Source organism: Amycolatopsis sp. NPDC028719 (genome assembly GCF_055565395.1).
Window position 1 is genome coordinate 242922 of record NZ_JBVHUL010000006.1, and the last position, 17249, is coordinate 260170.

The following is a 17249-nucleotide window of genomic DNA, read 5'->3' on the forward strand; positions in this document are numbered from 1 at the left end:
GAGTGCGGATGAAGATCAGTGACGACGACTACCTGTGGTTCGCCGGCCGGGCGCTGGACGGGATGGCGGCGATCCTCGCGGAGCTGGGCGACGAGCGGGCCAACCGGCGCCCGCCGCTGCCCGGCGCGAACACGCCCTACGTGATCGTCACGCACTGCCTCGGCGTGCTCGAGTTCTGGGCCGGGTCGCTGGTCGCCGGCCGTGCGGTGGAGCGCGACCGGGACGCGGAGTTCACCGCGTCGGGCCCGGTGACCCCGTTGATCGAGCGGGTCGCCGCCGCCAAGGAACAGCTGCGTGCCGACCTGTCGGCGGCCGAGTCCGCCGCACCGCTGCGGGCGCCGGCGCCCGCCGGCTACGCGGAGACCCCGGCGGGCCGCTCGCAAGGGGGTGCGCTGCAGCACGTGTACGAAGAGCTGGCGCAGCACCACGGTCACCTCGAACTGACTCGCGACGTCCTGCTCTAGGTGAGCCGGGAAACGGGCCCGCCGTGACGGTCGTCTCGTCGCGGTGCACCCGGTCGCCGGGTGGCGGCGTATTCTCGGACCGTGCAGATGCCGACACGGCGCGACAACGAGCCTTCTCCGCCGGTTCGCGGTCACGGGTGCCGGCGGCCGGCCGGGGAGCGCGGGTCGTGACCGCCGGGCCGGACACCGCCCGCCGGGGCCACGACCACGCCGCCGTCAGCTACGGCTCCGACGCCGAACTGCTCGCCGTCACCGTCCCGTTCCTCGAAGCCGGCCTGGCCGCGGGCGAGCCGACCGTGGTGTCCCTGGGGCCCGAGCGGGCCGAACTGGTGCGCCGGAACCTTTCCCCGTCGGCGAAGGTGCAGTACCTGCCGTTCGGCGATGTCTACGCCCGGCCCGCCGCCGCCATCAGGTCCTACCGCGAGCTGATGGCCGGGTTCGTCGCGGACGGGGCCGCCGGCATCCGCATCGTCGGCGAGCTCCCGCGCTTCGCGATCGACACGTCGTGGGACTGGTGGGCCCGGTACGAGGCCGCGGTCGACCACGCCTACGACGAGTTCCCGCTGCGCACCATCTGCGCCTACGACACGCGGACCACCCCGCGGCACGTGCTCGACGACGTCGCCCGCACGCACCGCTTCGTCGCCACGCCCGGCGGCGGGCGCCGCGGCAACACCGCCTTCGTCGAACCGACGGCCTTCCTGGCCGGCCCGCGGCCGATGACGCCCCACCCGATCCAGCACACCGCGCCGCTGGCCCAGCTCACCGACCCGCAGCCGTCGGCGGCCCGGCGGGCGGTACTCGACGTCATCAAGACCGACCTGGCCGCCGCCGAGATCGACGACCTCGTGCTGGCGGTCAGCGAGCTCGTCGACAACGCGTTGCGCCACGGCCGGCCCCCGGTCGAGCTGAAGATCTGGGCGGACGCCGACCACGTGGTCGTGACCGTGCACGACACCGGCGAAGGACCCGGCGACCCGTACGCCGGCCTGCTCCCGGCCGCCCGCCGGATCGGCGGCCGCGGGCTGTGGATCGCGCACCAGATCTGCAGCGAGGTCACCCTCCACCGCGACGAGACGGGCTTCACCGCCCGCCTCACCGCGGGAAACGCCTGGCTCCGCCGCGCGACCGACTGAACCTCGGTCTCACCGGGTCGCGGAGGTCCGGTGGGCGCGCGGGGGATGCGTCGCCCCGCCGTAGTGGGTGGCCCCGAGCGTCACGGCGGCGACGAGCGCGACGGCTCCGGTGGCGGTCAGGATGCGCGCCGGGGTCCGGAGCCGCAGCGGGGTGCGGGGGATGTCGGCGCCGGTGTGGGACAGCTTCGCCGTGGCCCACCGGTGGCCCTGGGCGAGGGCGAACACCAAGGTCGCCCCGATGATGAAGAAGTCCGCGACGTTGAAGGTGTACCGGCCGACCGGGACGAAGTCGATGGCGCCGCGGACGCTGCCCGGTGCGGTGAGGTGGTGCAGCCCGAGGCGGTCGAGCAGGTTGCTGGTCCAGCCGCCGATCGCGAGCGCGGCCGGAGCCCGCAGGAGCACCGGGTGCCCACGGCGCAGGAGGAGCAGCACGGCGGCCGTCAGCGTCGCGCTCCCGGCGAGGTCGAGCACCGCCCCCGTCACCGGACCGGCGTACCAGGCGCCGACGACCGGCCCGACCAGCGGGTTCCCGCCGAAGTTGATGTGCGCCCGGGGTACTTCGCGCCAGGCCCACGCTTTGGTCACCTGGTCCGCGACGATGACCAGGACCATGGCGAACGCCGTCCACGGCGGCCGGGAGACCGTCGCACCGATGTTCGTCGCTTCGAGCCGGGTCGTCCCGGCGGTGCCTTCACGAGTCATCGCTTCCTCACAGCCCAGGCCGGGCGACCACGGCCCATGGCTCGACCGGGCGGCGGGGGCTGCGTGGAATCGCGGGGTTGGGGAATACCCCACCGGCGAAGCCGTCAAACGCCGCCCGCGGAAGCGCGTATGTCCACTGTGGACTCAGCGGCCGGCGGTCTTGATCAACGGCGTGTCCCGGGAAAGCTCCCGGAAGCCGACGCCGAAGTACAGCCCGCGGGCCCGGGGGTGGCCCGGCGCGCCGAGGCAGGCGACCGTCGCGTGCCGTGCACCCGCCGCGCGGGCCCGGTGCATCCCGTGCAGCATCAGCGCCCGGCCCAGCCCGCGGCGCCGGTGCTCCGGGTGCGTCCCGACGGGCTCGAACTCGACGGTCTTGTTCACTTCGTCGAGCCACAGGATCGCCGAGGCCGCCATCGTCCCGTCCGGTGCCTCCACCAGCACGTGCAGGTCGCCGCGGTAGGCCGGGGTCCGCCGGACTCCCTCGTAGCCGGCGACCGTGTATGCCGTGGGAGCCCACGCGGCCACGTGCGCCTGGACCGCGGCCCCGGGCCCGGCTTCGTCGGCGGTGCGGAAGCGGAATCCCTTCGGCAGCACCGGTTCTTCGATCTCGTCGAGGTCGCGTTCGTTGAGCTGGGTCCACGACCCCCGGTCGCCGAGGGCACCCGGGTCGGTCTCGTAGCCGTGCGCCGCCCAGCGCTCGAGCGCGAACTCGTCGGCCGCACCCGGCAGCACCGAGCGCTCGACGTCCCCCGCTGTCGCGTCGAACCAGGTGATCACGTCGTCGATCAGGCCCGCGTGCTCCGGGTGGACCTGGTGCACCAAGGACGCGCCCGTGACGTCCTTCACCGACCCGTCGGTGAGCCGCACCCGGCGCGGGAGCTGGGCCCAGCCCCACGCCACCAGTTCGCCGCCGGAAAACCACAGCCGGCGCGGCCAGCTCGCGTTGTGCTCGGCGTGCCCGCGGCCCCAGTTCCAGGCCAGCTCGCCGTACGACGCGTCGCCGTTCACCAGGTCGAGCCGGGTGGCGGTGATGCGCTGCGCCAGACCCTGCATGAGCTCGACGTCCTCGGCGGTCAGCAGCTCGACGTTCCCCATGGTCCGCCACTGTGGCAGGACCCCGCGAAGCCGTCGAACCGTTTTCGGCGGTTCCGGGCTACCGGCGTTCGGGGATGCCCGCGAGGACCGCGCCCAGGCTGGGCAGCCACCGCTGGTGCGGATCGGGAGCCGAGAGCCACTCCGTCGCCACGTCCACCCGGTGCGCGCCGACCGGCAGGGGCAGCAGCGTGCCCCACGCGAGGACTTCGACGGTGGGAGGCAGCGACGAGCGCGGTGGGATCAGGCCGTCGGTCTCCGCGAGGAGGGCCACCCGGGGGCCCTGCTGGGTGGGGAGGTGCATGGCCGGGCCCTGGCAGCCGGTCGCCGCCAAGCGGGCCAGGACCGGGCCGGCGCTGAGCTTGGGCAGCGTCACCGCGCAGATCCCGTTCTCCAGTGCCAGGAACGGGTGGACGCCACGCCACCTCACCGGCCAGCCGAACAGGCGGCCGTAGTAGGCGTCGACCCGGTCGCCCGCCGGGTCGCGGGGCGCGGCGGTGCTCGTCGGCACCTGCTGGTCGAGCGACATCGTCGACGCCTTTCCACGAGGTGGGTGGGACAGCGACCGTCAGCTTAACGGCACTCAGTGCCGCTAGCAAGTGCGGCTGCTACCGTCCGGCCATGACCGAATCGCCGCGCCGCGCCCCGGCCACCCGGGTCGGGGCGACCCCCGCGGGCCGCCGGCAGCTGCGTCGCGCGCTCGCTTCGGCGGCCGTGGACCTGTTCGCGGCCAACGGCTACGAGGCCACCACGGTGGACGACATCGCGGCCGCCGCCGGCGTCGGGCGCCGCACGTTCTTCCGGTACTTCGACGCCAAGGACGACGTGCTCTTCGCGAACCACGACGAGATCGTGGCGGAGATGGAGGAGGAGTTCGCCGCCGCCGGCCCGGGCCGCGACCCGGTCGAAGTGGCGTGCGCCGCGGTCGGCCTGGTGCTCGACTCCTACGCCGCCGACCTCGACGTGTCGCTCAAGCGCTTCGCCCTCACCCGCACGGTCCCTTCGTTGCGGGACAAGGAGGTCGCGACCGTCGACCGCTACCAGCGGGTGCTCGCGCGCTACCTGCAGGCGCGCTACGAGGAGCAGGGCGACGAGACCGCGAGCCTGCGCGCGGCCGTCGCCGCCGCGGCGATCGCGGCCGCCAACAACCACGTCCTCCGGCGCTGGCTGCGCGCCGGCGGCACCGGGGACATCAAGGCCACCGCGGCCGAGGCGTTCGCGCTGGTCATCGACGCGTTCCGGACTCCGGCCGGCGACGAGGCCACGGTGGTGGCGGTGCTGACCACGGCGACACCGCTGCACGAGGTCGTCGCCCGGGTCGGCGAAGTCCTGCGCGGCTGACCGCTGCTGGCACTGAGTGCCACCCGAGTTTCACTCCGATTCGCCGGGCCGGTGGATGGCCGTGATGCCGGCGAGGATGAGGTCCACCCCGGCGAGGAACTGCTCGCGGTCGTCGTGCCCCCGCAGCTCGGCCGCCACCGACCGGGTGAACGGGTACTCCTCCGGGTCCAGTTGCTCCCAGGCGCTCGCGACCGTGTCGAGGAACTCGGTGCGGTTCGCGGGGACCACCGGGAGCCGGGCGTTCGCCGCGTTCTGCCCGGCCGCGCCGAGGATGTAGCTGACGAGGGCCGACGTCGTCGTGAAGCGGTGGCCCTCCGGTACGCCCAGTGCGTGGACCGGGCGGCCGACGGCTTCGAAGATCCGCGGGGTCACCGACCCGCGCGAAAGCTGCAGCGCCAGTTGCGTGGCGAGCCAGGGGTGCCGGTCGATCGCGTCGAACAGCCCGAGCGCGACCGCGCGGACCTCGTCGCGCGGGGAACCGGGCGAGCCGGCCTTCAGGGCGGTGGCCAAGACGCCGTCGGTGGCGGCGTCGAGCAGTTCGCCTTTGTTCGCGACGTGCCAGTAGATCGCCCCCGCTCCGGTGGCGAGGCGTTCGGTCAGCGTCCGGAACGTCAGCCCGCTCTCGCCGCGGGCGTCCAGCAGCTCGACCGCCGCCTCGACGATGCGTTCGCGGCTGAGGGCTTCGGTACGGCGGTGGGCGCGGGGTGGCATGCCTCATCTTGACATGTCTGGAACGCTGTTCCATTATGGAATGACATTCCAGCCCTGAAGGAGTCATCATGAACGTCACGATCATCGGCGCCGGCCTCGGCGGCCTCGTCCTCGCTCGCGTCCTGCACGTTCACGGCGTCCCGGTCACGGTGTACGAGGCCGAAGCGTCCCCGGCTGCCCGCACGCAGGGCGGCCTGCTCGACATCCACACCCGCACCGGCCAGGTCGCCCTCGAGGCGGCCGGCCTGACGGACGGGTTCCGGGCGCTCGTCCTGGAGGGGCACCAGGCCACCCGGATCCTCGACCGCGACGGCTCGGTCCTGTACGACGAGCCCGACGACGGCACCGGAGGCCGGCCCGAAGTGCCCCGCGGCGAGCTGCGGCAGCTGCTGCTCGACTCGCTCCCGGAAGGCACCGTCCACTGGGGACACAAGGTCACGGCGGTCCGCGCGCTGGGCGCCGGCCGCCACGAGGTGACCTTCGCCGGCGGCGCCACCGTCACCACCAGCCTGCTGGTCGGGGCGGACGGCGCGTGGTCGAAGGTCCGGCCACTGCTCTCCGCGGCCGTCCCCGAGTACATCGGCCGCTCGTACGTCGAGACCTTCCTCTACGACGGCGACACCCGGCACCCGGCCGCCGCGAAGGCGGTCGGCGGCGGGGCCCTGCTGGCGCTCGCCCCGGGCAAGGGGATCCAGGCCCACCGCGAAAAGGGCGGCACCCTGCACACCTACGTCGCGCTGACCGAGCCGGTGGAGTGGTTCGGCGACTTCACCGACGCGGCCGCCGCGATCGAGCGGACCGCGCGGGAGTTCGAGGGCTGGGCCCCGGAGCTCACCGCGCTGATCACCGACGGCGACACCCCACCGGTGCTCCGCCCGCTCCACACCCTGCCGGTCGGCCACCGGTGGGACCGGGTCCCGGGCGTGACGCTCGTCGGCGACGCCGCCCACCTGGCGGCCCCGAACGGCGAAGGCGCGAACCTGGCCATGCTCGACGGCGCCGAACTCGGCCGGGCGCTCGCCGCGCACGACGACGTCGAGGCCGCATTGGCCGGGTTCGAGCGGGCGATGTTCGCCCGGGGCGCCGAGGCGGCCGCCGACGGAAACGAGCTCCACGAGCTGCTCTTCGGCGACGACGCACCGCGCGGCCTGCTTGCGATGTTCCAGGAGCAGTGACCCGCGCGGCCCTGGCCTGATCGGTTCACAGCCGTTCGCGGCCGGCGTGGAAGAACGCCGTGATTTCTCCGTCGAGATCGCGCAAGGGGCGGGCGGCCCCGAACGGTGCGTTCCAGAACTCGCCCTCCCGCGGCTCGAACGGGCCGACGTAGGCGTAGGGCTCGCCCAGGTAGCCGTCGCCGGGGGAGACGCCGTAGTTGACCTCGTCGAGGGTGATCGCGACGTCGAAGTGCTCGGGCCACAGCACCGGCGTGACGTCCGGGGCGAACTCGCGCAGCGCCCGGTCTCCGTCGGAGAAGGCCGCCAGCAACGACTTCAGCGCGTCCGCGGCGAACGTGATCGTCTCGCCGGGCCGGACACCGGGACCGCCGGAGTAGACGCCGGCCGGCTCGCCCGCCTCGAGTCCGGCCTCCGCCGCCACTTCGGCGTAGGTGCGCCCGGCCAGCGGCAGCCGGGCGGAGTCCGTCCGGAGCGCGTCCCCTTCGACGCGCAGCGCGGGACCGGCGACGGTCGCGAACCCACCGGCCACCACCCGGAGGTCGATGCGCCCGGTCGCGCGGTGCTGCGGACCGGCGAGCAGCAGCTCCGCGACGCCGTGCAGTGACCGTCTCGTCGGTTCCCAGTCCATTCCCGGGACGTTACCGGGCCACGGGCCTCGGAGCCGCGGTCGCCACGGCCGGGTCGCGCAGGGTCGGGCGCAGCGCGAGGACCACCGCCGTCGTGACCACCAGGTGCATCAGCATCAGCCCGGCGACGTTGGCGGCGGTCGCGCCCGCGGTCAGCAGCAGCAGGTCCGGGACCCAGGTCAGGACGAGAACCGCGGGCACGACCACGCGCAGCGCCTTCGGGGCCCGGCGGGCGATCAGGAGCCAGCCCGCGGTGCCGAGGAGGAACCCGAGCACGGTCGCCGGCAGGTAGGAGGCGGCGTTGAGGCCCATGCCGATCCCGCCGTCGTCGAGCGAGGACGCCGTGAGCGCGATGACGGCGTTCACGGCGGCGGCCGCCACGACGGCGACCCCCAGGCGGAGGGCCGTGGCGGACGTCCGGGTGGCGGTGGTGGTCATCGCTGCTCCTTGGGTTGCGTGTTAAACCCAAAAGTAGATTGGGTTGCGTGTTAAAGTCAAGCGTGGGCGAACAGGAAGAGGAGCCGGTCCGCTGGCTCGGCGAAGACGAGCGGCGCGTGTGGATCAACCTGGCGAAGATCCTGCTCACGCTGCCGGGAACGCTGGAAAGCCAGCTGCTGCGGGACGCCGACCTGACCTTGCTGGGGTACATGATCCTGGCCCGGTTGTCCGTGGTGCCGGGGGAAAGCCTGCGGATGAGCGAGATCGCGGAGATGGCCAACGGATCGCTGCCGCGGATCTCGCACGCGGTGGCCCGGCTCGAGGACCGCGGCTGGGTGACCCGGAAGGTCTGCACCGGCCAGGGGCGCCGCTTCACGACCGCGACCCTCACCGACGCCGGCCGCGCGCACCTGGCCGTGGCGGCGCCCGCGCACGTCACGAACGTCCGGCGCCTGGTGATCGATCCGCTGGGCGAGGACTTCGTGGGACTGGGGAGTGCTGTCGACCGGATCGTCGAGAACCTCGGGCTGCCCACCGAGGTCCTCAAGGAGCCGGAACCCTGACCGGCGGCCCGTCCGGGCGTCGGTCACCATGGACCCCGTGTCCCAGCCTGTTCCCGCCGCCGGCGCCGCCGGGCCCGGCCTGCTGTACCTCGTGAAGCAGCTGGAGCTCGCCGTGCGGGCGCGGCTGGACGACGTGCTGCGCCCGGTCGCGCTCACGCCGTTGCAGTACACCGCGCTCACCGTGCTGGAGCGGCGGTCCGGGCTCACCACCGCCGAGCTCGCGCGCAACTCGTTCGTCACCGACCAGGCGATGGCCGACATGGTGGTCGCGCTCGAACGGCGGGGCTGCATCGCGCGGGACGGTGATCCCCGGGACCGGCGGCGGCGCGTGATCAGCCTGACCGAAGCCGGCGCGGAGATCCTCGACCGCGTCCGCGACGACGTCGTCGCGCTCGAACAACGGATGGTCGCCGCGCTGAACCCGCGGGACACGGCCAGGTTCCGCGCATACGTCGTCGCTTGCCACGCGGCGCTTTCGGATCGTCCGTCGCACTGACGTCCCGGCGAAAACGGTTACGTGCCACTCGGGGGCCGGCCTACTTCTGCCCGGATCAGTAAAGACAGGAAACCTGTACATCGTCGCGTCGGCGTGCCACCCTGCTCGCATGAGCACGCGCAGGTGGTACCGCCGCGTCCTGGCCCTCATCGGCACCGTTCTCGTGACCGGCGGCCTCTCCTCGGGGGTCGCGGCCGGAGCGACGAGCGGGCACCACACCGGTCAGCTGCCCGACGGCGCCACCTGGGTGGCGGACGTCCCGGCCGCCTGGAACGGCACGACCATCCTGTACAGCCACGGTTTCGGGCCGCTCGCCGCGCAGAACGCGCCGGACGACGAAACGCGCCAGGCGTTGCTCGCCGGCGGGTACGCGCTGGTCGGCTCGTCCTACAGCGGCCCGTCGTGGTGGGCGCTCGCCTCCGCCGTCGACGACCAGTTCGGCGCGCTGGCGGCAGCCGGCCGGCTGACCGGGCCCCCGCGCCGCACCATCGCGTGGGGCACGTCGATGGGCGGGCTGGTCAGCGCCCGCGAAGCCGAAGCCGGCGGCCACCGGCTCGACGGCGTGCTGAGCACCTGCGGACTCGTCGCCGGCGGCCTGAACCTGAACAACTACCAGCTGGACGGCGAATACGCGCTCGCCCACCTCCTCGCGCCCACGCAGGAGATCAAGCTCGTCCGGTTCGCGAGCCCGGACGAAGCGAGCGCGTCGGCCGCCGCGTTGACGAAGATCGCCACCGACGCGCAGAGCACGCCCGAAGGACGGGCGCGCATCGCGCTCGCCGCGGCGCTGATGAACGAGCCCGGCTGGTTCACCGGCCCGACGCCGCCGAGCGACTACGCGGACCAGGAAGTCCAGCAGCAACAGGAACTCGCGCAGTTCGTGCTCGGGTTCGTCGTCACCGGCCGGTACCAGATCGAGCTGGCGGCGGGCGGCAACAGCGCGTTCACCGCGGGCGTCGACTACCGCGCGCTGCTGGCCGGCAGCAGCCACTTCCGCCAGGTCCGGTCGTTGTACCGGACGGCTGGGCTCGACCTGGGCGCCGACCTCGCGACGCTGTCCCGCGACGCCGACATCCGGCCGGACCCGCAGGCGGTGCGCACCCTCGCGCGCACGTCGACGGTGACGGGGCGGCTGCGCGTGCCGACGCTCGACATCCACACCACGGCCGACCAGCTCGTCCCGGTGGAGCAGGAAGACTGGTACGGCAAGGAAGTGCACCGGGCGGGCGGCGGCGCGCTGCTGCGCCAGGCTTACGTCGGCGCGACCGGGCACTGCGCCTTCCGGCCGTCCGAGACCATCGCGGCGCTGCACGCGCTGGAGTCCCGGATCGAGACCGGGCGGTGGGGTGACGTCGCGGAGCCGTGGCGCCTCAACGAAGCCGCCGGCGGCACCGGCCGCTACGTGCGGTTCGACCCGCCGCCGCTGACCGGCGCCCGCCGGTAGCGCGGCACCGTCCGGTCAGCGCAGGTACGAGGCCCCGTTGACGTCGAGGATCGCGCCGGAGCTCCACGCCGCCTCCGGGGAGGCGAGGTGGACGATCGCAGCGGCGACGTCTTCGGCCGTGCCCACCCGCCCGAACGGGCTCTGGTCCCGCAGCGCTTCGCCGCCCGGGCCGGCGAGCTTGGACTCCTGGCGCTCGGTCGCGACGAACCCCGGCGCCACCGACGTCACCGAAATCCCGTGCGGTGCCAAGGCGATCGCCATCGACTGGCCGAACGCGTGCAGGGCCGCCTTGCTCGCGCCGTACGCCGGGTGCTCGGGCTCGCCGCGGAACGCGCCGCGTGAGCCGACGTTGACGACGCTGCCCGGCCGGCCCTGCTCGATCAGGTGCCGGGCGACGGCCCAGGTGACGTTCGCGGCGCCGAGGAGGTTGACGTCGACCGTGCGCCGCCACGCCGCCACCCACTGGTCGTAACCGACCTCGGCGACGGCGTGCCGGGTCTGGTCCGTCGGGGCCCGGGCGGCGTTGTTGACCAGGACGTCGACGCGGCCGAGCGTCCCGACCGCCTCGTCGGCGACCCGGCGTGCCGCGGCCGGATCGCCCAGGTCGCCGGCGATGGCCGTGTGCCCGGAGCCCGTCAGTTCGCGCAGCGTCGTTTCCGCGTCGTCGCGCCGGGTGGCGTAGTGGACCGCCACGCGGTAGCCGCACGCCGCGAAGGCCACGGCGGTGGCCCGGCCGATGCCGCGCGAGCCGCCGGTGATCAGCACGCCCTTCCGCTCGGTCATCGTTCGGCTCCCGGGGTGGCGGACAGGGCTCGCAGGTCGTCGAAAGCCTGCGACAGATGGACGTCCAGGCTCTGCGATGGGTCGTCGATCCAGGCCTGGGCCGCGTGGTGGAAGGTCGCCCAGCCGGTCTGCGCGGCCAGGCTCGCCGGCCCGGCGGGGACGCCACGCCGGCGCAACGCCTCCGCCAGGGCGTCGGTGAGTGACGCGTGCTTGGCCAGTTCGCGTTCGCGCAGCGCCGGAGTCGCGGCGATGATCGCCAGCCGGGGCTCGGAGAACGGGCGATTCGCCTCGAGGATTCCCGCGGCTTTCCGGAACGCGCGCACCAGGATCTCGAACGGCGTCAGGTCGCCGGGCGCTTCGGCCACTACCTGGGTCATCGTGTCGCGCAGTTCGGCTTCGCCGTCGAAGAGCACTTCGCGCTTGTCCGGGAAGTGCCGGAAGTACGTGCGCTCGTTGAGGCCCGCCCGTGCGGCGATCTCCGCCGTGGTGGTCCGGTCGAATCCGTGTTCCCCGTAAAGCTCGAGAGCCGCCTGCTGAAGGCGGCGGCGCGCTTCCGCTCCGCTTCGTGGCACGAGCCGAGGCTACCGCATTCCGCCAGTGACTGGCGTCACGTTGCGTCAGTCGCTGGCGTTACGCGTAGAGTCAGCGACTGGCGCTAAGTAGTGCCAGTCACTGGCGTTAAGGGGAGTGTTCGCATGCATGTCTTCGTCACCGGCGGTTCCGGCCAGACCGGTCCCACCGTCGTCGCCGAGCTCCTCGCGGCCGGCCACACCGTCACCGGCCTCGCACGGTCGGATGCTGCCGCCGCTCGGCTGGAGTCGTCGGGTGCCAGTGCGCTGCGCGGCTCTCTGGAAGATCCCGGCAGCTTGCGCGGCGGCGCCGAGGCGGCCGACGGCGTCCTGCACATGGCGTTCGGCGGCGACTTCGCCGACCCGGACGACCTGACCCGGCGCGACACGGCCGCGATCGAGGCGCTCGGCCGGGCGGCGGCGGGCAAGCGATTCGTCAGCACCTCGGGCACGCTGGTCCTGCCCGGCGGCCGGGAAAGCGCCGAGCGGGACGAGCCCGACGCCGACGGCATCGCCGGCTTCCGCATCCCGGGTGAACGGGCGTGCCTGGACCTCGGCGGCACCGTGGTCCGGCTCGCGCCGACGGTCCACGGCCCGCGCGACCACGGGTTCGTCCCGATGCTCATCACCACGGCGCGCCGGACCGGGGTCTCGGCCTACGTCGCCGACGGCGCCAACCGCTGGCCCGCGGTGCACCGGCGCGACGCGGCTGTCCTGTTCCGGCTGGCGTTGGAAGAAGCTCCGGCCGGGAGTGTGCTGCACGGGGTGACGGAGAACGTGCCGTTCAAGAGCATCGCGGAGACGATCGGCCGCAAGCTCGGCGTGCCCACGGTTTCCCTGGCGCCGGAGGAGGCGGCTGCGCACTTCCCGAGCCCGTTCATGGCCCGGGTGTTCGGCTTCGACGGGCCGGTTTCGAGCGCGGATACCCGGCGGCTGCTCGGGTGGGAGCCGACGCACCCGGGCCTGCTGGAAGACCTGGAGAACGGCGACTACTTCGCCGCGCCGGCCTAGCTGTCGAGCGGGTCGAGGCGCGGGGTTTCGCCCGGTCCGGCGGGGAAGTGGGCGATGAACGTGACGCCGTCCTCCTGGGCGTCGAAGCGGGCGATCCGCGCCGCCTCGGGCTCGTAGAACACGTCGCCGGGTCGGAGCAGCGTCTCGGGTTCGCCCTCGATCTGGTAGATCGCCGAACCGGCCTCGATGCTGCCGAACACCGGTCCATTGTGGACGTGCAGGCCGGTGCCGCGGCCGGGGACGATGGTGATGCGGCGGATCTCGACGTGGTCGACCACGCGCGGCGCCGGGAGCTGCTGCTCCAGCACGAGGGTCCGGGTGACGGGCTCGGCGGGGACGGGCGCGGGATCGGCACCGGTGACCGGGTCGCCGATCTCCGTCCCGGAGCCGTCGGCGGGGATCTCCTCGATCGCGAGGTGGGTCATCGCGCTGGTGTCGGTGGCGCCGTGCCAGTGCCACTCGCCGGCGGCGACGCGGACCGTGTCGCCGGGCCGGACCAGCTGGGCCGGGCCGCCGCGCCGCTGCACGTACCCGGTGCCCTCGGTGACGACGAGGACCTGGCCGAGCGGGTGCCGGTGCCAGCGCGTGCGGGCGCCCGGAGCGAACTGCACGCGGTCGACGCGGGTGCGGGACGGGCCCTCGGGAACGGCGAGCGACGTCATCCACGCACTGCCTGAGATCACGTCGGCGGGCGCGGCGGTGGAAGGCGGAACGGGACGGACGTGCACGGCGGGCTCCTCAGCGAACGTGGGTGGCGAGCAGGGCCAGGACACCGGAAACGGCCTGGTCGAACGGTTCGGGCGAGTCGGCGGCGCGAGCCAGCACGTAACCGCCCTGCAGGACGGCGACGACGGTGGCGGCCAGCGCGGCGCTGTCCAGGCCGGCCGGCAGTTCGCCCGCGGCCCGGCCCTCGTCGAGGACTTCGGCCAGCCGGGCCCGCAGCCGCGTCAGCGTCTCGTCGACCGGCGCGCGCAGCTCCGGGTCCGCGACGATCTCGGGGTCCTGCGTGAGCCGTCCGATCGGGCAGCCCTTGAGCACTGCGCGCTCACGACGCAGGTACGCGGTGATCCGTTCGACGGCGGTTCCGGGCTTGCGCAGCTGCGCCTCGGCGGCCGCCAGCAGCTCGTCCGCGCTGCGCCGCACGGCTTCCAGCGCCAGCTCCCGCTTGCCGGAGAAGTGGTGGTACATGCTGCCTTGCCCGGCACCGGCGTGCTGCTGGATGGCCTTGGGACTGGTGCCCACGTAGCCGCGTTCCCACAACAGCTCGCGGGTGCTGTCGATCAGCTGATTCCTGGTGTCCACGCCGAGCACTGTACATACTAGTAGGTACAGAAACCAGAGGGGGCCTAACCGGCCCGGACATCGAACCGATCGAGCATCGCGCGCAGTTCGACAGCGCTGACGTTCGCGCCGAAGGCTTCGGCGCCCGGTTCCAGGCGGACGCCCTCGGCCAGCGGACCGGCGCGCAGCGGGTCGAAGCCGAACGCGTCGACCAGCTCCGCCACGCGTGTCACGTCGGCCGGGTCGTCGCCGGCGATCGCGATGGCCTTGCGGCCCGGTGTTCCCGCGGGCCGGGCCTCTTCTTCCAGGTCGTGGTAGCCCATGTGGTTGAACGCCTTCACGACGCGGGAGCCGTCCAAGTAGGACTGAACGGTCTCGCTGGTCGCCACGCGCAGGTCGTCGCGGATACCGTCGACCTCCCACCAGTAGTTCATCGCGTCGATGACGAGCTTGCCGGCCAGGGCCGCGGCCGGAACGGTGCGGTACTTGCCCAGGGGCAGCGCGAGAATCACGATGTCGGCCTTGGCCGCCGCCTCTTCCGCGGTCGTCGCGACGGCGCCGGGCGTGAGGACGTCGACGGTGAGCGCGATCTTCTCCGGCGCGCCCGAGCCGGCGACGAGCACGTCGTGCCCGGCGGCGAGCGCGAGCCGGGCCAGGACGGTGCCCACCTTGCCCGCGCCGAGGATGCCGATGATCATTTCGCCTCCGAGAGGATGTCACGCACCATCGGGATCACCTTGGTGCCATAGAGTTCGACGGCGCGCAGGCGGGCGCTCGCCGGTTGCGATCCGGAGCTGTAGATCAGGTCGAAGCGGCCGACGCCCAGCTCCGTGACCGCACCGGCGATCTTGCGGGCGACGGTTTCGGGCGAGCCGATGTACAGGGAACCGTGCTCGATCTCGTGGTCGTACTCCTCGCGCCGGATCGGCGCCCAGCCCCGCAGCGCGCCGATCCGGTCGCGGATCACGCGGTAGCGCGGCCAGAACACCTCACGCGCCTGCTCGTCGGTGTCGGCGACGAACCCGGGGGAGTGCATGCCGACCGGGTGGGCGGTGGTGCCGAACTGCGCGGCGGCCTTGCGGTACAGGTCGACGTAGGGCGCGAACCGGCCCGGGTGCCCGCCGATGATCGCCAGCATGAGCGGCAGCCCGTGGTGGGCGGTCCGGATCACCGACTGGGGCGAGCCGCCGACGCCGACCCACGTCGTCAGCCGGCCGGAGTCGGTCTTGGGGTAGACGTCGGCGTCCTCCAGCGGCGGCCGGAGCTTTCCCCGCCAGGTCACCGGTTTCTCGTCGAGCAGCCGCACGAACAGGTCGAGCTTCTCCTCGAACAGCGCGTCGTAGTCGCTCAGGTCGTAGCCGAACAGCGGGAACGACTCGGTGAACGAGCCCCGGCCGAGGATCACCTCGGCGCGCCCGTCCGAGAGGGCGTCGACCGTCGCGAAGCGCTGGAACACGCGGACCGGATCGTCCGAGCTCAGCACCGTGACGCCGGAGGACAGCCGGATGCGGGACGTGCGGGTGGCGATGCCGGCCAGCACGGTCTCGGGGGTGGAGATCGAGTACTCGGGACGGTGGTGCTCGCCGAGGGCGATCACGTCGACGCCGGTTTCGTCGGCGAGGACGGCTTCGTCGACCACCTGCCGGATGGCGGCGGCGTGCGACAGCGGCCGGCCGGCGTCGTCCTCCGGGACGTCGCCGAACGTGTCGAGGCCGAACTGCAGGTCAGACATGGGACGGCTCCTTCGCGAGCAGCTCGCGCACCCGCGGCGCGACCTCGCGGCCGAGCAGCTCGATCGTCCGGGCGCGCGCGGCGCGCGGCAGGTGCATGATGTCGTATTTGAGGTCGAAGCGGCTCAGGCGCAGGTCCCGCGCCACGGTCGCGATCTTGCGGGCGACGGTCTCCGGAGAACCCACGAACAGGGCCCCGGTGTCCACTTCGGACAGATAACGCCGCCGGTCCGGCTCGTGGAAGCCGCGCTCGGCGGCCATCCGCGTCACGACCGGCTGCCAGTACCGCCACCACGTTTCGACGGCTTCTTCGTCGGTGTCGGCGATCAGGCCGAGCGAGTGCTGGCCGACCGGCCGCACCGGCTGCCCGAATTGGTCGAGCGCACGGTGGTAGAGCTCCACGTGGCCGGCGAAGCGCTGCGGGCGCCCGCCGATGATGGCCAGCATGAGCGGCAGGCCGTAGCGAGCCGCCCGCACGACGGAGTCCGGGCTGCCGCCGACGCCGATCCAGGTGGGGATCCCGCCCGGGCGCATCCGCGGGTGCAGCGTTTCCTCGGCCAACGGCGCTCGCACCGTCCCGGACCAGGTGACGCTCTCCTCGCGTTGCAGGCGCACGAAGAGGTCGAGCTTCTCCACGAAGAGGTGCTCGTAGTCGGCGAGGTCGTAGCCGAACAGGGGGAACGACTCCGTTGCCGAGGCCCGGCCCAGGACCAGCTGGGCGCGTCCGTTCGAGACGGCGTCGAGCGTGGAGAACTCCTGGTAGAGCCGAACCGGGTCGTTCGTGCTCAGCACGGTGACGGACGTGCCGAGCTTGATGCGCTCGGTCGCCGTGGCGATCGCCGCCAGCAGCACGGGCGTCGCGCTGTCGGTGTGCCCCTCGCGGTAGTGCTCGCCGACGCTGAAGAGGTCGAGCCCCGCCGACTCGGCCAGCCGCGCTTCCTCGACGAGCAGCCGGACGGTCTCCGCGTCGCCCATCGTGCGGCCGTCGTCCGTGGCGACTTCGCCGAACGAGTTCAGGCCCAGCTCGATCATGATGGCTCCTTTGATTGACACGTCAATCATCCACCGATATGATTGACGTGTCAACTAGGAGGCAGGGTGACCCGGACGACACGGCGGCGCGTGCTGCCGACCGCGGAAGAGCTGCGCATCTGGCGCGGCTTCATCGAGACGACCGAAGCCGTGCGCGCGGAGCTCGGCGCGCGGCTGCAGGCGGAGTGCGGGCTCTCGCCGGGGGACTACGCGGTGCTGCTCGCGCTCAGCGAGGCCCAGGGGCAGCGGCTGCGGTCGTCACAGCTGGCCGACGACATCGGCTGGGAGCGCAGCCGCCTCTCGCACCACCTCGGCCGGATGGAGAAGCGCGGCCTGATCCGGCGCGAGGAGTGCCGGACGGACAACCGGGGAGCCGAGGTGGTGCTGACGACGGAGGGCGCCGCGGCCTTCCGGGGGGCGACGGTTCCCCATCTGACGGCGGTCCGCGAGCTGTTCGTGGACGCGCTGACCCCGGAGCAGGTCGCCGCGGCGGGGGAGATCGCGGCGGCGCTGCGGGCCAAGCTCGGCTGAGTCCCGGGGGGGGGGGGGGGGGGGGGGGGGGTGGTTGAATCCCCACACCCCCACCCACACCCCCCCAGCGCAGGAGAAGAGGGGTGGCCGGTGATGCGCTGTCGCCAACCCCTTAATTCTTCCC

22 protein-coding genes are annotated in these 17249 nt (G+C 73.2%); 9 read left to right on the forward strand and 13 right to left on the reverse strand.

Annotated elements, in window-relative coordinates:
- Nucleotides 1-8: 8 nt before the first annotated feature.
- Nucleotides 9-464, forward strand: coding sequence for a mycothiol transferase (locus ACZ4TR_RS29010; RefSeq protein WP_465290181.1), 456 nt, complete (start codon nt 9-11; stop codon nt 462-464).
- A gap of 167 nt (nt 465-631) precedes the next feature.
- Nucleotides 632-1600: an anti-sigma factor RsbA family regulatory protein gene (locus tag ACZ4TR_RS29015; RefSeq protein ID WP_465290183.1), complete on the forward strand. Its 969-nt coding sequence runs from the start codon at nt 632-634 to the stop codon at nt 1598-1600.
- 9 nt (nt 1601-1609) lie between these two features.
- Here the strand turns inward: ACZ4TR_RS29015 and ACZ4TR_RS29020 are convergent, their stop codons facing one another.
- From ACZ4TR_RS29020 to ACZ4TR_RS29030, 3 genes are all read right to left on the reverse strand, one after another.
- Entirely contained in the window at nt 1610-2302 is a 693-nt protein-coding gene (locus ACZ4TR_RS29020) for a signal peptidase II (RefSeq protein WP_364522108.1), read from the reverse strand.
- 144 nt (nt 2303-2446) lie between these two features.
- Nucleotides 2447-3397: a GNAT family N-acetyltransferase gene (locus ACZ4TR_RS29025; RefSeq protein WP_465290186.1), complete on the reverse strand. Its 951-nt coding sequence runs from the start codon at nt 3395-3397 to the stop codon at nt 2447-2449.
- 58 nt (nt 3398-3455) lie between these two features.
- Nucleotides 3456-3923, reverse strand: a complete 468-nt coding sequence (locus ACZ4TR_RS29030) for a glycogen operon protein GlgX (RefSeq protein WP_465290188.1) — start codon at nt 3921-3923, stop codon at nt 3456-3458.
- 92 nt (nt 3924-4015) lie between these two features.
- Here ACZ4TR_RS29030 and ACZ4TR_RS29035 point away from each other — a divergent pair, with 92 nt between their 5' ends.
- Nucleotides 4016-4735 (forward strand): TetR family transcriptional regulator, encoded by a 720-nt coding sequence (locus ACZ4TR_RS29035; RefSeq protein ID WP_364522114.1) that lies wholly within the window; start codon nt 4016-4018, stop codon nt 4733-4735.
- Nucleotides 4736-4765: 30 nt separating this feature from the next.
- Here ACZ4TR_RS29035 and ACZ4TR_RS29040 read toward each other — a convergent pair whose 3' ends face one another.
- Entirely contained in the window at nt 4766-5446 is a 681-nt protein-coding gene (locus ACZ4TR_RS29040; protein ID WP_465290190.1) for a TetR/AcrR family transcriptional regulator, read from the reverse strand.
- 68 nt (nt 5447-5514) lie between these two features.
- Between ACZ4TR_RS29040 and ACZ4TR_RS29045 the strand changes: the two genes are divergently transcribed.
- Nucleotides 5515-6621, forward strand: coding sequence for an FAD-dependent oxidoreductase (locus ACZ4TR_RS29045; RefSeq protein WP_465290192.1), 1107 nt, complete (start codon nt 5515-5517; stop codon nt 6619-6621).
- A 25-nt stretch (nt 6622-6646) separates the two neighbouring features.
- Here ACZ4TR_RS29045 and ACZ4TR_RS29050 read toward each other — a convergent pair whose 3' ends face one another.
- Entirely contained in the window at nt 6647-7249 is a 603-nt protein-coding gene (locus ACZ4TR_RS29050; RefSeq protein WP_465290194.1) for a hypothetical protein, read from the reverse strand.
- A 10-nt stretch (nt 7250-7259) separates the two neighbouring features.
- A complete protein-coding gene (locus ACZ4TR_RS29055) occupies nt 7260-7685 on the reverse strand; it encodes a DUF6069 family protein (RefSeq protein ID WP_465290196.1) in 426 nt (141 codons plus the stop codon).
- A 47-nt stretch (nt 7686-7732) separates the two neighbouring features.
- Here ACZ4TR_RS29055 and ACZ4TR_RS29060 point away from each other — a divergent pair, with 47 nt between their 5' ends.
- From ACZ4TR_RS29060 to ACZ4TR_RS29070, 3 genes are all read left to right on the forward strand, one after another.
- On the forward strand, nt 7733-8248 hold the full coding sequence (locus ACZ4TR_RS29060) for a MarR family winged helix-turn-helix transcriptional regulator (protein WP_465290198.1): 516 nt from the start codon (nt 7733-7735) through the stop codon (nt 8246-8248).
- A gap of 28 nt (nt 8249-8276) precedes the next feature.
- Complete coding sequence (locus ACZ4TR_RS29065; RefSeq protein WP_465290200.1) at nt 8277-8744, forward strand: MarR family winged helix-turn-helix transcriptional regulator; 468 nt, start codon at nt 8277-8279, stop codon at nt 8742-8744.
- Nucleotides 8745-8853: 109 nt separating this feature from the next.
- Nucleotides 8854-10188, forward strand: a complete 1335-nt coding sequence (locus ACZ4TR_RS29070; RefSeq protein WP_465290202.1) for an alpha/beta fold hydrolase — start codon at nt 8854-8856, stop codon at nt 10186-10188.
- 15 nt (nt 10189-10203) lie between these two features.
- Here the strand turns inward: ACZ4TR_RS29070 and ACZ4TR_RS29075 are convergent, their stop codons facing one another.
- Nucleotides 10204-10971 carry an SDR family NAD(P)-dependent oxidoreductase gene (locus tag ACZ4TR_RS29075; protein ID WP_465290204.1) on the reverse strand — a complete coding sequence of 256 codons (768 nt, stop codon included), beginning with the start codon at nt 10969-10971 and terminating at the stop codon, nt 10204-10206.
- Nucleotides 10968-11543, reverse strand: a complete 576-nt coding sequence (locus tag ACZ4TR_RS29080; RefSeq protein ID WP_465290206.1) for a TetR/AcrR family transcriptional regulator — start codon at nt 11541-11543, stop codon at nt 10968-10970. Before ACZ4TR_RS29080 ends, ACZ4TR_RS29075 begins: the two co-directional genes overlap by 4 nt.
- A 123-nt stretch (nt 11544-11666) precedes the next feature.
- On the opposite strand from ACZ4TR_RS29080, the gene ACZ4TR_RS29085 reads away from it, so the two are divergent.
- Nucleotides 11667-12551 (forward strand): SDR family oxidoreductase, encoded by an 885-nt coding sequence (locus ACZ4TR_RS29085; RefSeq protein WP_465290208.1) that lies wholly within the window; start codon nt 11667-11669, stop codon nt 12549-12551.
- On the opposite strand, the gene ACZ4TR_RS29090 is transcribed toward ACZ4TR_RS29085, so the two are convergent.
- Genes ACZ4TR_RS29090 through ACZ4TR_RS29110 form a run of 5 tightly spaced genes read right to left on the reverse strand, consistent with a single transcriptional unit; the run spans nt 12548 to nt 16594 of the window.
- On the reverse strand, nt 12548-13279 hold the full coding sequence (locus tag ACZ4TR_RS29090; RefSeq protein WP_465290210.1) for a cupin domain-containing protein: 732 nt from the start codon (nt 13277-13279) through the stop codon (nt 12548-12550). The two genes, ACZ4TR_RS29085 and ACZ4TR_RS29090, sit on opposite strands and share 4 nt — an antisense overlap.
- A gap of 10 nt (nt 13280-13289) precedes the next feature.
- The gene (locus tag ACZ4TR_RS29095) at nt 13290-13853 is read right to left on the reverse strand and encodes a TetR/AcrR family transcriptional regulator (protein WP_465290212.1); all 564 of its coding nucleotides are present in this window, start codon (nt 13851-13853) and stop codon (nt 13290-13292) included.
- Nucleotides 13854-13897: 44 nt separating this feature from the next.
- A complete protein-coding gene (locus ACZ4TR_RS29100) occupies nt 13898-14530 on the reverse strand; it encodes an NADPH-dependent F420 reductase (RefSeq protein WP_465290213.1) in 633 nt (210 codons plus the stop codon).
- Nucleotides 14527-15564, reverse strand: a complete 1038-nt coding sequence (locus ACZ4TR_RS29105) for an LLM class flavin-dependent oxidoreductase (RefSeq protein WP_364522148.1) — start codon at nt 15562-15564, stop codon at nt 14527-14529. Before ACZ4TR_RS29105 ends, ACZ4TR_RS29100 begins: the two co-directional genes overlap by 4 nt.
- On the reverse strand, nt 15557-16594 hold the full coding sequence (locus ACZ4TR_RS29110) for an LLM class flavin-dependent oxidoreductase (protein ID WP_465290215.1): 1038 nt from the start codon (nt 16592-16594) through the stop codon (nt 15557-15559). The genes ACZ4TR_RS29105 and ACZ4TR_RS29110 overlap by 8 nt, the downstream gene beginning before the upstream one ends.
- Before the next feature lie 66 nt (nt 16595-16660).
- Here ACZ4TR_RS29110 and ACZ4TR_RS29115 point away from each other — a divergent pair, with 66 nt between their 5' ends.
- The gene (locus ACZ4TR_RS29115; protein WP_465290217.1) at nt 16661-17125 is read left to right on the forward strand and encodes a MarR family winged helix-turn-helix transcriptional regulator; all 465 of its coding nucleotides are present in this window, start codon (nt 16661-16663) and stop codon (nt 17123-17125) included.
- Nucleotides 17126-17249: the final 124 nt, after the last annotated feature.